The sequence below is a fragment of the Paracoccus shandongensis genome, assembly GCF_017315735.1.
In the GTDB taxonomy this organism is placed as follows: domain Bacteria; phylum Pseudomonadota; class Alphaproteobacteria; order Rhodobacterales; family Rhodobacteraceae; genus Paracoccus; species Paracoccus shandongensis.
The window spans coordinates 20,950-34,214 of the sequence record NZ_JAFLRK010000037.1; the positions used below are offsets into that span (position 1 = coordinate 20,950).

The window sequence follows — 13,265 nt, forward strand, 5'->3', positions numbered from 1 at the left end:
GTCTCCTGTGGCTTTTGCGGCTTCAGCATAGCGGGGACTGCTGACAGAAGGGGGCAGCATGGCCCGCACCGACCGCCTGATGCGCCTGATGGACGCGCTGCGCCGCCTGCCCGCGCCGGTCACCGCCGCGCGGCTGGCCGGGGAAACCGGCGTGTCCCCCCGCCAGCTTTACCGCGACATCGCCACCCTGCGCGCGGGCGGCGCGCTGATCGACAGTGCGGCGGGCCTTGGCTATACCCTGACCGAGGATCCGGCCCTGCCGCCGCAAAGCTTCTCGCGCCTGGAAATCGAGGCGCTGCGCCTGGCCGTCGAATCCCTGGGCGGCATCGGCGACGAGGATCTGGTCCGCGCGGGCCGCGACGCCCTGGCGCGGATCGTGGCGACGCTGCCCGAACGCCAGGCGCGCCAGGCCATGCACGCGATCACCCGCTGCTTTTCGCAGACGCCCGACCGGCGCGCGCCCAGTGTCGATCTGGCGCTGATCCGGGCGGCCTGCTGGGACGAACAGGCGCTGCTGATCGACTATCTGGACCTGAACGGCCAGGCGACACGGCGGGAAATCTGGCCCCTGGGCCTGTCCTATTCCGGCCAGTCGCTGATGCTGCTGGCCCATTGCCGGCTGCGCATGGATTACCGGATCTTCCACGTCAACCGCATCGCGGCGGCCAGCCTGACGGGCGGCAGCTTCCGCCCGCGCCGCGTGGCCTTGGTGCGCGACTTTGCGCAGCATCGCCGGGAACACCCCTTCCGGGCGGCGCGTTGATTTTCATGGAATGTTCACCATCTTGGTTTCATGCGCGCCGATCAGATCCTGCACCCCACCCCGGCCGGTCTCTACTGCCCTCCCGGCGATTTCTACATCGACCCCGTCCGCCCGGTGCCCCGCGCGCTGATCACGCACGGCCACGGCGACCACGCCCGGTCGGGCCACGGCGCGGTCATGACGACGCGGCAAACGCTGGAGATCATGGCGATCCGCTATGGCGCCGATTTCGCGGGCCAGAGGCAGGCGGCGGATGGTCCGATCCGCGTGGGCGACACCACCGTCAGCTTCCACCCGGCGGGCCATATCCTGGGATCGGCGCAGATCGCGGTGCAGCCCGACCAGGGGCCGAAGATCGTGGTGTCCGGCGATTATTGCCGCCATCCGAACCCGGTCAGCGCCGCATATGAACCCGTGCCTTGCGACATCTTCGTGACCGAGGCGACCTTCGGCCTGCCGGTCTTTCGCCACCCCGACCCGGCGGGGGAAATGACTCGCCTGCTGGCCAGCATGGCGGAATTCCCCGAACGCCCCCACCTGATCGGCGCCTATGCCCTGGGCAAGGCGCAGCGGCTGATCATGCTGGCGCGGCAGGCGGGGATCGACGGGCCGATCGCGATCCACGGCGCGCTGCAACGGCTCTGCGATTACCACGTGGAACAGGGGATCGACCTTGGCCCGCTGGTCCCTGCCACCGCGAAACAGGTCGATGCGCAACTGGTGATCGCGCCGCCTTCGGCCTTTGCCTCGGCCTGGGTGCAGCGGTTCCGCGATCCGGTGATCGGCTTTGCCTCGGGCTGGATGGCGGTGCGGGCGCGTGCCCGGCAAAGGGGTGTCGAACTGCCCCTGGTCATCAGCGACCATGTGGACTGGCCGCAGGTCACGCAAACCATCACGGAACTGGCCCCGCAGGAAGTCTGGATCACCCACGGGGCCGAGGACGGGTTGCTGCGCTGGTGCGAGTTGCAGGGCATCCCCGCCCGCCCCCTGCGGCTGGTCGGATACGAGGACGAGCCGGAATGAGGGCCTTTGCCACCCTGCTGGAACGCCTGGCCTTCACGCCCGGGCGCAACGCCAAGCTGCGCCTGCTGCGGCATTACCTGGAAGCCACGCCCGATCCCGACCGTGGCTATGCCCTGGCGGCGCTGACGGGCGATCTGAAGCTGCGCACCGTCACGCCGGGCCTGTTGCGCGGGCTGATGGTGGAACGCGTGGACGAACAGTTGTTCGCGCTGTCCTATGACTTCGTGGGCGATCTGGCCGAAACCATCGCGCTGCTGTGGGATACGGATCGGGACGAGGACGTGCCCCTGCACCAGGCCGTGGCGCTGCTGCGGGACACCGGCAAGGCGGGGCTGCCCGTGGCCATCGCCGGGATGCTGGACCGGCTGGGTCCGTCGCAGCGGCTGGCCTTCCTGAAGCTTGCCACCGGCAACATGCGCATCGGCCTCTCGGCCCGCATGGCCCGCATGGCTTTGGCCGAGATGGGCGCCCCCGACGTGGCCCAGATCGAGGAAATCTGGCACGGGTTGACGCCGCCCTATCAGCCGCTGTTCGACTGGATCGCGGGCGGGGCGCGGCCCGAAAACGCCGCGAAGGCCCCGTTCCGCCCGGTGATGCTGTCCACCCCCGTCGATCTGGACCAGTTGGGGGCCTTTGACCCCACCGATTACATCGCCGAATGGAAATGGGACGGCATCCGCGTCCAGGCCATCAACGACGGCGGGGTGCGGCGGCTTTATTCCCGCACGGGCGAGGACATCAGCGCCAGCTTCCCCGACCTGATCGAGGCGCTGAACTTCGACGGCGCCGTGGACGGCGAACTGCTGGTGCGCCGGGGCGAGGACGTGGCGGTCTTCGGCGACCTGCAGAAACGCCTTGGCCGCAAGCAGGTGGGCCGGGGGATGCTGGACAGCCACCCGGCCAGCCTGCGCGTCTATGACCTGATGATCTGGGGGGGCCGCGACCTGCGCGACCTGCCGCTGACCGACCGCCGCGCCGTGCTGGAGGGCGCGGATTTCGGCAGCGACCGGATCGACATCTCGCCACTGCTGGGCTTTTCCACCTGGGACGACCTGGCCGCGCTGCGCGCCGATCCCCCGGCCCCGGTGATCGAAGGGGTGATGATCAAGCGCCGCGACAGTCCTTACGTCGGCGGCCGCCCGCGCGGACCGTGGTTCAAGTGGAAGCGCGATCCGCATGTGGTGGATGCCGTGCTGCTTTACGCGCAGCGCGGCCATGGCAAGCGGTCGGGCTTTTACAGCGACTTCACCTTCGGGCTGTGGGACGCGGACCAGTTGGTGCCGGTGGGCAAGGCCTATTTCGGCTTCACGGACGAGGAGTTGCGCGAACTGGACCGCTTTGTCAGGAACAACACGGTCGAACGCTTCGGCCCCGTCCGGTCGATCGCCCCCAAACTGGTGCTGGAGGTCGCGTTCGAGGGGCTGAACGCATCCGGCCGCCACAAGTCCGGCGTGGCCATGCGCTTTCCCCGCATCAGCCGCATCCGCTGGGACAAGCCCGTGTCCGAAGCCGACCACCTCTCCACGCTCAAGGCGATGATCCCGTGAGCCTGCCGCCCCTGTTCCAGGACTGGTTCGCGGCCCAGGGCTGGCAGCCGCACCCGCATCAACTTGACCTGCTCAAGGCCAAGGGCGACACCCTGCTGATCGCGCCCACGGGGGGCGGCAAGACGCTGGCGGGGTTCCTGCCCTCGCTGGTGGCGCTGATGGATGGGCACAAGGGGCTGCACACGCTTTATGTCTCGCCCTTGAAGGCGCTGACGGCGGATATCGCGCGCAACCTCGCGCGCCCCGTGGCGGACCTGAACCTGCCCATCCGTGTCGAGGATCGGACCGGCGACACGCGGTCGTCGCAACGCGCGCGCCAACGGGTCGATCCGCCGCACATCCTGCTGACCACGCCGGAATCGCTGGCCTTGATGCTGTCCTATGAACAGGCGCCGCAGATCTTCGGCAGTCTGAAGCGCGTGGTGCTGGACGAGTTGCACGCCCTGGCCGAGAACAAGCGCGGCGACCAGTTGATGCTGTGCCTGGCCCGGCTGCGGACCCTTGCCCCGGGCGTCGTGACGACCGGCCTGTCCGCCACCGTCGAAGACCCACAGGCCCTGGCCGATTTCATGGGCGGCGCCCGCATCCTCCAGGCCGATCCCGGCCCCGAACCCGACATCGCCATGCTGGCCACCGCCCGTCCCGCGCCCTGGTCGGGCGGCGGCGGCCATTACGCCATCCCCGAAGTCCTGGCCGAGATCCGGCAGGCCCGCACCACGATCATCTTCATCAACACCCGCGCCCAGGCCGAACTGTTCTTCCAGGCGCTGTGGGCGGCCAATGACGACAACCTGCCCATCGGGCTGCATCACGGCAGCCTGGCGCGCGAAGCGCGGCAACGGGTCGAGGCGGCAATGGCCGCGGGCGAACTCCGCGCCGTGGTGGCGACGGGCAGCCTGGATCTGGGCATCGACTGGGGGTCCGTGGATCTGGTGATCCAGGTCGGCGCGCCCAAGAACGTCAAGCGGCTGGTCCAGCGGATCGGGCGGGCCAACCACCGCTACAACGCCCCTTCCCGCGCGCGCATCGTGCCCGCCAACCGCTTCGAGGTGATCGAATGCGTGGCGGCGCTGGAGGCCGTCCACGAGCACGACCTGGATGGCGAACCGCGCGGCCCCGGCCCGCTGGACGTGCTGTGCCAGCATATCCTGCTGACCGCCTGCGCCGGTCCCTTCGACGCGGGCGCCCTGTTCGCCGAGGTGCGCACCGCCGGACCCTATCGCGGCCTTTCCCGCGCGCAGTTCGACGATTGCCTGGATTTCGCGGCGACCGGCGGATACGCCCTGCGGGCCTATGACCGCTGGCAGCGGCTGATGCTGCGCGACGGCTTGTGGCGGTTGCGCGACCCCCGCGCGGTGCGCGAATTGCGCATGAACGTCGGCACCATCGTCGAGGCCGAGATGCTGAAGGTCCGCTTCCGCCACGGCGGCGGCCTCTTGGGCGAGGTCGAGGAAGGCTTTGCCGCAACCCTGGTCAAGGGCGACACCTTCCTGATCGGCGGCCAGACCGTCAGGTACGACGCCCTGCGCGAGATGGTGGTCGAGGTCACGAAGCAGCCCACGAAACAGCCGCGCATCGCGCTCTATTCCGGGCTGAAGCTGGCGACATCGACGCAACTGTCGCACCGGGTGCAGGCGCTGATCGGTGATCCGTCGCGCCATTGGGTGCTGCCCAAGGACACGGCGGACTGGCTGGCCCTGCAGGCCCGCATCAGCACCCTGCCGCAGCCCGGCGTGTTGCTGAGCGAAACATTTCCCCATCGCGGCCAGTGGCATTTCGCGCTCTATGGCTTTGCCGGGCGCCATGCCTTGCAGACGCTGGGCCTGCTGATGACCAAGACCATGGAGGATGCGGGGCTTGGTCCCCTGGGCTTCCTGGCCACCGACTATGCCCTGTGGATCTGGTCGCTGGATCCCGTCACCGACCCGGAACCGCTGCTGGACCGCGAGGCCCTGCGCGCGGGCCTGGGCGACTGGCTGGCGGGCAATGCGGTGATGAAGCGGACCTTCAAGAATGTCGCGGTCATTTCCGGCCTGATCCAGCGCAACATGCCGGGGGGCCGCCGGTCGGGCAAGCAGGCGACCTTTTCCAGCGACATCCTTTACGATACCCTGCGCCGCTATGACCCCGACCACCTGCTGCTGCGCATCACCGCGGAGGAGGCGCGCCGGGGCCTTGTCGATTTCGACCGGATCGAGGACATGCTGGACCATTCCCCCCGCCACGACCACCGGATGCTGGACCGCGTGACGCCGCTGGCCGCGCCCCTGCTGCTGGAATTCGGCCGCGTGCCTATCACCGGCCAGGGCCGCGAGCGCCTGGCCGAGGCCGAGGCGGCAGCCCTGATGGCCGAAGCGGGCCTGGCATGACCCATGCCTTCGACTTCGCGGGCCACGCGCTTGAGGCGCGGCCCTCCGGTGCCCTCTATTGGCCGGACCGCCGCTGGCTGGTCGTGGCCGACCTGCACCTGGGCAAGTCCGAGCGCATGGCCCGGCGCGGCGGATCCCTGCTGCCGCCCTATGAGGTGCTGGCGACGCTTGACCGGCTGGAGGCCGAGATCACCGCGACCGACCCCGCCGCCGTGATCAGCCTGGGCGACGGGTTTGACGACGACGCGGCGGCGCTGGCGCTTCCCGACATGCTCTGCGACCGTCTGCGGGGCATGGCCTGGGGGCGGCGCTGGATCTGGGTCAGCGGCAACCACGACCCCGCCCCGGTTTGCCCGCGCCTGCCCGGTGAGACGGTGGACGAGTTGACCGATGGGCTGAGCTTCCGCCACCAGGCGGGGCAGGGGCCGGACGTGTCGGGCCATTTCCACCCCTGCCTCAAGCTGGCGGGGGACCGGCGGCGCTGTTTTCTGGTGGGATCCGACCACCTGATCCTGCCGGCCTTCGGGGCCTATACCGGCGGGCTGGCCATCTACAGCCCGGTTCTGGCGGCGCTGGTGCCGCAGGGGCTGGCGATTGCCTGCGGAACCCGGGCGCTGCCTCTGCCGGTGGGCGCCAGCCGCAGGACAGGCCGCCGCGCATGAAAAAGGCCGGGTCGCTGTGTGCGCCCGGCCCCTGGATCGTCTGGAATCAGCCTCAGAAGCTGAAGTTCACGCCGACCTTAATGTTGTGATGTTCCGGCGTGGCGCGGGTTTCAAGGACATCCCCATCGCCAAGGTCATAGGTGATCCCGGTCTTGCCGAAGTTGCGATACTGCCATTCCGCAAAGACCGACAGGTTGTCGCGCAGCTTGCGTTCGACGCCGAGGCCCAGCGCATAGCCATTCGCCGTATAGCCTTCGGTGATGCTTGCGCTTTCGCCACCGGCCGAGGCCGACAGGATATAGTCGAAATCGCCATGCACATAACCCGCCGTCCCGTAGACCATCGTCTGCGGATCGACCACATAGCCCGTCTTCAGATGCAGCCCGGCAATGTAATTGACTTGGGATTCAAGACCCACACCGACAGTTTCGCCGTCCAGGTCGCCCGAGCCGGACTGGTCGTCGCTGATGTTCCCGCCTTCGATGCTCAGCTCGGGACCGAAAACCCAGTTCCCGCGCTGCCAGCGATAGCCCAGATGCACCCCGGCATTCAGGCCCTTGACCTTGAGGTTGCCCAGATCCCTGTATCTTTCCACCAGGGCATCGCCTTCGTAAAGTTCGGCACCGATCTCATCGTCGCCGCCAAAGGCATAGCCGATCGAGCCGCCCACATAGCCGCCCGCCCAGTCGCTGACCGGGGTCGCCTCGATCACCGGGGCGGTCACAACGGGATCAACAGTGGGGGCGGTATAGCCCCCCGCAAGGGCGCCGGACGCGCCCGAGAGAATGCCAAGGGCGCACATCGCCAGGAACGAGGTATGACGCATCAGAGGCTCCTTCACTTGGGAAGTTTCAATCGCAGCGCGAATCGCAATACGGGTCAACCCTTAACGGCAACGCGCCACCCCGGCAATCGCAGATCGGCCCACCTGGGATGGACGCGACAGATCTGCCACAGCATCAGATATCCAGGTTCTCGACGCTCAGCGCATTCTGCTGGATGAATTCGCGCCGGGGTTCCACCACGTCGCCCATCAGCTTGGTGAACAGATCCTCGGCCTCGGCCACGTCCTCGACCCGGACCTGCAGCATGGTACGCGCGCCGGGATCCAGCGTGGTTTCCCAAAGCTGCTCGGGGTTCATCTCGCCCAACCCTTTATATCGTTGCAGCGACAGGCCCTTTTCGCCTTCCAGGAAGATCGCCTGCAACAGGCCCAGGGGCCCGAAGATCGGCTGGTCGCGATCCTTGCGCGCCAGCCGCGCGGGCCGGGCGTAAACGTCCTGCAGGGCCTGCGTCATCTCGCCCAGCCGGCGGCTTTCGGCGCTGCGCAGCATCTGGCCGTCCAGGGTGCGCGATTCCTCGACCCCGCGCAGGGTGCGGGCCAGGCGGATGCCCCCGTCCTGGGTCGGGCGGCCGGTCCAGCCGCGCTCGTATTCCTCGGCGATCATGTCCAGGCGGGCGGCGACCGCATCGGCCGCGCCCTGGGCGTCCTCGTCGATCCGGCCCGGCACCAGGGCGCCCGCGATGGCCGCCTGTTCGGTGATATGGGGCGGGTAATGCGTCGGATAGGCGCGCAGCAGGCGGCGGGCGACGCGCGCCTCGCCCACCACGCGGGCCAGGTCGGCGCCCACGATCTCCTCGCCCGAGGCGAGGCGCAGCGCCGCCCCTTCGATGCCCTGCTGGATCAGGTAATCCTCCAGCGCGGCCTCGTCCTTGAGGTAAACCTCGGACCGCCCGCGCGACACCTTATAAAGCGGCGGCTGCGCGATATAGAGGTGGCCCGCGTCGATCAGCTCCGGCATCTGCCGGAAGAAGAAGGTCAGCAGCAGCGTGCGGATATGCGCGCCGTCCACATCGGCATCGGTCATGATGACGATCTTGTGGTAGCGCAATTTGTTCAGGTTGAACTCGTCCCGCCCGATTCCCGTGCCAAGCGCGGTGATCAGCGTCCCGATCATCTCGGACGACAGCATCCGGTCGAAGCGGGCGCGTTCCACGTTCAGGATCTTGCCCCGCAGCGGCAGCACCGCCTGGTTCTGGCGCGACCGGCCCTGCTTGGCGGACCCGCCCGCGCTGTCCCCCTCGACGATGAACAGTTCGGACAGGGCCGGATCCTTTTCCTGGCAATCGGCCAGCTTGCCGGGCAGGGACGCCACGTCCATGGCGGTCTTGCGCCGCGTCAGCTCGCGGGCCTTGCGCGCAGCCTCGCGGGCCAGTGCCGCCTCGATGATCTTGCCGACGATGGCCTTGGCCTCGGCGGGGTTTTCCTCGAACCACTCGGCCAGCTTTTCGCCCACCAGGTTTTCGACCGCCGGGCGAACCTCGGAGGAGACCAGCTTGTCCTTGGTCTGGCTGGAGAATTTCGGATCGGGCACCTTGACCGACAGCACGCAGGTCAGGCCCTCGCGCGCGTCGTCGCCGGTGAAATCAACCTTTTCCTTTTTCGCGATGCCGCTGTCCTGGGCGTATTTGCCGATCACGCGGGTCAGCGCGCCCCGGAAGCCCGCCAGATGCGTGCCGCCGTCGCGCTGCGGGATGTTGTTGGTGAAGGGCAGCACCGTTTCGTGATAGCTGTCGTTCCACCACATCGCGACCTCGACCCCGATGCCGCCCCTCTCGCCGGTCATGAAGATCGGCTCGGGCATCACGGCGGTCTTGGAACGGTCGAGGAACTTCACGAATTCCCGCACGCCGCCTTCGTAGAACAGCTCGGTCCGCTGCACCTCAGCATGGCGCTCATCCTCCAGGATGATGCGGACGCCGCTGTTCAGGAAGGCCAGTTCCCGCAGGCGGTTTTCCAGCGTCTTGTAAACGTAGTCGAGGTTGCTGAACGTCCCGTCCGGGTGGTTGGTCTTGGCGGAGGCCAGGAACCGCACCTCGGTCCCCTTTTCGCCGGGTTCGGCATCGCCCACCACGCGCAGGTGTTCGGCGGTGTCGCCATGTTCAAAGCGGGCGTAATGTTCGCGGCCGTTGCGCCAGACGCGCAGTTCCAGCCAGTCCGACAGGGCGTTCACGACCGACACGCCCACCCCGTGCAAGCCGCCCGACACCTTGTAGGAGTTGCTGTCGAACTTGCCCCCCGCGTGAAGCTGGGTCATGATCACCTCGGCCGCAGACACGCCTTCGGTCGGGTGCATGTCCACGGGGATGCCGCGGCCGTTGTCGCGGACGCTGACGCTGTTGTCGGCGTGGATTTTCACCTTCACATAATCGGCGTGACCGGCCAGCGCCTCGTCGATGCCGTTGTCCACGACCTCGTAAACCATGTGGTGCAGGCCCGACCCGTCGTCGGTATCGCCGATATACATGCCGGGCCGTTTCCGGACGGCTTCCAAGCCCTTGAGAACTTTGATGGAATCAGCGCCGTATTCGGCGGTCTGCGCGGCGGGTGCGGTCATGGGTGAATGTGTCCTGTTCCTGTGATGCCGATATAAGCATTCGGCCAGGCAAAGTCACGGGAAAGACGGGATTTTTCTGCCTTTTTGGCGGGGTTCAGCCGGTCGTTTCGACGGCCTGCGACAGCCCGTCGGTTTTCGTCACCGACAGGCGCCGCGCGCGGGGGCCGAAGGCCGCGAAAAGCTCGGGCCCCGTGCCGGTCAGCAGGCTTTGCGCGGGCAGGGCGGCGATGCGGTCATAGAGCGCCGCGCGGCGTTGGGCGTCCAGATGGGCCGCGACCTCGTCCAGCAGCAGCACGACCGGCTGGTCCGACAGGGCGCGCGCATTGGCGAGGATCAGCGACAGCAGCAAGGCCTTCTGTTCCCCGGTCGAGGACAGCGCGGCAGGCATGTCCTGCGGGCCCCAATGCGCGCCCAGGTCGGCGCGGTGGGGGCCGGTCAGCGTGCGGCCCGCGCCCATGTCGCGGGGGCGCATGGCGGCCAGGCGCGCGCTGATGCTGCCTGCGTCCGGGTCGTCGGCCTGACCTTCGCCCGGCAGCAGGGCCAGGGTGGCTGCGGGAAAATCGCCGCCCTCCTGCGCGGCCATGATGGCCGCCAGCGCGCCGCGGCGGTTGCGGGTCAGGGCCGCGCCCGCATCGCCCATCTGCGCTTCCAGCGCGCGATACCAGCCGGGATCGTGGATCCCGTCCTTGAGCAGGCGGTTCCGTTCCCGCATCGCCTTCTCATAGGTCAGCGCCAGGTCGGCATGGTCGGGATAAAGGCTCAGCGTCACGCGGTCGAGGAAGCGGCGGCGCGCCTCGGGCGGGTCGGACCACAGCCGGTCCATGGCGGGCACCAGCCAAAGGATCCGCAGCAACCGCCCAAGCGCGGTCTGCGCCACCGGCTTGTCGTCGATGGCGACGCTGCGGGGCTGGCCGGGCAGGGCGGCGGTTTCGACCGTGTGGTCGTCCAGCGCGGCGCGGATGCGCCAGCCCGCATCAAGCCCCTGCCGGGCCTGTTCGGGCGCAGGGGCCGCCCGCAGCCCGCGCCCGGGGGCCAGCATCGACAGGGCTTCCAGGATATTGGTCTTGCCCGAGCCATTGGGGCCGAAGATCGCCAGCGGCCGCCCGTCCAGGTCCAGATCCAGCCGGGACCAGGACCGGAACTGCGCCAGCGAAAGATGGGTAAGCGTCACACCCGCATCGGCATGACGACATAAACCGCCGTCTGGTCGGAGCCTTCGCGGATCAGCGCCGCGTCGCCCGAGCCGTTGAACATGAACACCGCATTGTCGCGATCCACCTGGGACGCGATTTCCTGCAGGTACTTGGCGTTGAAGCCGATCTCCAGCGGGTCGTCGCCATAGGCCACGATCAGTTCTTCTTCCGCCGCGCCCGCGTCGGGGGCGTTCACCGACAGGACCAGCCGGTCCTGGTCCAGCGACAGCTTGACCGCGCGGGATCGCTCGCTGCTGACGGTCGCCACCCGGTCCACCGCGCGGGCGAAGTCGCTGGCGTCCACTTCGAGCTTGCGGGCGTTGTTCATGGGGATCACGCGCGAATAATCCGGGAACGTCCCGTCGATCACCTTGGAGGTCAGCGTCAGCGTCGGCGTGGCGAAGCGCACCTTGGTTTCGCTGACCGACACGGCGATGTCGGTGTCGTCGTCGTCCAGCAGCTTGCGCAGTTCCGCGACCGTCTTGCGCGGCACGATCACGCCCGGCATCTCGTCCGCGCCGACCGGCAGGGGCGCGTCGATGCGCGCCAGGCGGTGCCCGTCGGTCGCCACGCAGCGCAGCATCGGCTGGCCGTCGGCCTGGGCCACGTGCATATAGACGCCGTTCAGGTAATAGCGCGTTTCCTCGGTCGAGATCGCGAATTTCGCCTTGTCGAACAGGCGGCGCAGCACATCGGCCTTGGCCTTGAAGTTGGCGCTGTATTCGCTGGACGCCATGACCGGGAAATCCTCGCGCGGCAGCGTGGCCAGGCTGAAGGACGACCGCCCCGCCTGCACCGACAGCCGCCCCGCCGCGTCGTCGCTGCTGATCTGGACCAGCGCGCCGTCGGGCAGCTTGCGCGCGATCTCGTTCAGCATGACCGCGCTGACGGTGGTGGCGCCGGGGCGTTCCACCTGGGCGGGGGCCTGGTCCACGACCTCGGTGTCCAGGTCGGTGGCGCGGAAGCTGACGCCCTCGGGGCTGGCCTCGATCAGGACGTTGGCCAGGATCGGGATGGTGTTGCGACGTTCCACAACCGATTGGGCCTGAGACACGGCCTTGACCAGAACGGCGCGCTCGATCGAGAATTTCATCGCTTTTCCCTGTGCCTGCGGCCATCCCGGCCCGTAAACGGACCTGATTTGTAACGGGACGCGCCCGCGCTCACAAGCGTTTCGTTCAGGCTTCCAGCATCCGCCGCAGCATGGCCACATCCTCGGCCAGGGCGTGATCCTCGACCACCAGTTCCTCGATCTTGCGGATGCCGTGCATGATCGTGGTGTGGTCGCGTCCGCCGAAGCGGCGGCCGATTTCCGGCAGGGACCGGCTGGTCAGTTGTTTCGACAGATACATGGCGATCTGGCGCGGGCGGGCGACGTTGCGGGCGCGCTTGGGGCCCACCATGTCGGCCAGGCGGATGTTGTAGTGTTCCGCCACGCGGCGCTGGATGTCGTCGATGGAAATCTTGCGGTCGTTGGTGCGCAGGATGTCGGCCAGGCATTCCTGGGCGACCTCCAGCGTGATCTCTCGGCGCAAGAGGCTCGCATGGGCGAACAGGCGCTGCAGCGCGCCTTCCAGCACGCGCACGTTGGTGGTGATGCGGTGGGCCAGGAATTCCAGCACGCCCGCGCCGATCTGCAGGTCCGGCTGCTGGGCGCGGAAGCCCTCGGTCTTGGATTGCAGGATCCCGAGGCGCAGCTCGTAGGTCGTGGGATGCAGGTCCACGATCAGCCCGCAGGACAGGCGCGACTTGATGCGTTCCTCAAGGCCCTTGATCTCGGCAGGGGCGCGGTCGGCGGAAATGACGATCTGCTTGCCCTGGTCCACCAGGGCGTTGAAGGTGTGGAAGAATTCCTCCTGGGTGCTGTCCTTGCCGGCGATGAACTGCACGTCGTCGACCATCAGCATGTTCACGTTGCGGAACATGCCCTTGAAATCCATGATCGTGCTTTCGCGGAGCGCCTGCACGAAGCGGTACATGAACTGTTCCGCCGACAGATACAGCACCTGCGCCTGCGGATGGCGCGTCTGGTAGTCATGGGCGATGGCGTGCATCAGGTGCGTCTTGCCCAAGCCCACGCCACCATAAAGGAACAGCGGGTTGAAGCCCACCGGCCCGCCTTCGGCCACGCGGCGCGCGGCGGCATGGGCCAGTTCGTTGGGTTTTCCGACCACGAAATTGCCGAAGGTATAGCGCGGGTCCAGCGGCGCGCCCAGGTCGGCGCGGGCCACGCGGGCGGTGGCGGGGGCCATGGCCGAGGCTACGGGGCGCGCGGGCTTGGCAGCAGCAGCCGCCGCCGGACGGGCGCGG

10 protein-coding genes are annotated in these 13,265 nt (G+C 68.1%); 5 read left to right on the forward strand and 5 right to left on the reverse strand.

The window, feature by feature from the left end; genetic code table 11:
- The first annotated feature begins 58 nt into the window (after positions 1 to 58).
- From JX613_RS17005 to pdeM, 5 genes are read left to right on the forward strand one after another with little or no spacing between them, the layout of a single operon-like run.
- Complete coding sequence (locus JX613_RS17005) at positions 59 to 763, forward strand: helix-turn-helix transcriptional regulator (protein WP_207102661.1); 705 nt, start codon at positions 59 to 61, stop codon at positions 761 to 763.
- A gap of 30 nt (positions 764 to 793) precedes the next feature.
- Complete coding sequence (locus JX613_RS17010) at positions 794 to 1,786, forward strand: ligase-associated DNA damage response exonuclease (protein WP_207102662.1); 993 nt, start codon at positions 794 to 796, stop codon at positions 1,784 to 1,786.
- Positions 1,783 to 3,333 carry a cisplatin damage response ATP-dependent DNA ligase gene (locus JX613_RS17015; protein WP_207102663.1) on the forward strand — a complete coding sequence of 517 codons (1,551 nt, stop codon included), beginning with the start codon at positions 1,783 to 1,785 and terminating at the stop codon, positions 3,331 to 3,333. The genes JX613_RS17010 and JX613_RS17015 overlap by 4 nt, the downstream gene beginning before the upstream one ends.
- The gene (locus JX613_RS17020) at positions 3,330 to 5,702 is read left to right on the forward strand and encodes a ligase-associated DNA damage response DEXH box helicase (RefSeq protein WP_207102664.1); all 2,373 of its coding nucleotides are present in this window, start codon (positions 3,330 to 3,332) and stop codon (positions 5,700 to 5,702) included. The genes JX613_RS17015 and JX613_RS17020 overlap by 4 nt, the downstream gene beginning before the upstream one ends.
- Positions 5,699 to 6,364 carry a ligase-associated DNA damage response endonuclease PdeM gene (pdeM, locus tag JX613_RS17025; protein ID WP_207102665.1) on the forward strand — a complete coding sequence of 222 codons (666 nt, stop codon included), beginning with the start codon at positions 5,699 to 5,701 and terminating at the stop codon, positions 6,362 to 6,364. Before JX613_RS17020 ends, pdeM begins: the two co-directional genes overlap by 4 nt.
- A gap of 52 nt (positions 6,365 to 6,416) precedes the next feature.
- Here pdeM and JX613_RS17030 read toward each other — a convergent pair whose 3' ends face one another.
- From JX613_RS17030 to dnaA, 5 genes are all read right to left on the reverse strand, one after another.
- Positions 6,417 to 7,190, reverse strand: a complete 774-nt coding sequence (locus JX613_RS17030; RefSeq protein WP_207102666.1) for an outer membrane protein — start codon at positions 7,188 to 7,190, stop codon at positions 6,417 to 6,419.
- Between the two features lie 133 nt (positions 7,191 to 7,323).
- A complete protein-coding gene (gyrB, locus tag JX613_RS17035; RefSeq protein WP_207102667.1) occupies positions 7,324 to 9,762 on the reverse strand; it encodes a DNA topoisomerase (ATP-hydrolyzing) subunit B in 2,439 nt (812 codons plus the stop codon).
- Between the two features lie 94 nt (positions 9,763 to 9,856).
- Positions 9,857 to 10,933 (reverse strand): DNA replication/repair protein RecF, encoded by a 1,077-nt coding sequence (gene recF, locus JX613_RS17040; RefSeq protein ID WP_207102668.1) that lies wholly within the window; start codon positions 10,931 to 10,933, stop codon positions 9,857 to 9,859.
- Positions 10,930 to 12,048, reverse strand: a complete 1,119-nt coding sequence (gene dnaN / locus JX613_RS17045; protein WP_207102669.1) for a DNA polymerase III subunit beta — start codon at positions 12,046 to 12,048, stop codon at positions 10,930 to 10,932. Before dnaN ends, recF begins: the two co-directional genes overlap by 4 nt.
- A gap of 85 nt (positions 12,049 to 12,133) precedes the next feature.
- Positions 12,134 to 13,265: chromosomal replication initiator protein DnaA (gene dnaA, locus JX613_RS17050; RefSeq protein WP_207102670.1), on the reverse strand; the 1,132-nt coding region annotated here is incomplete at its 5' end.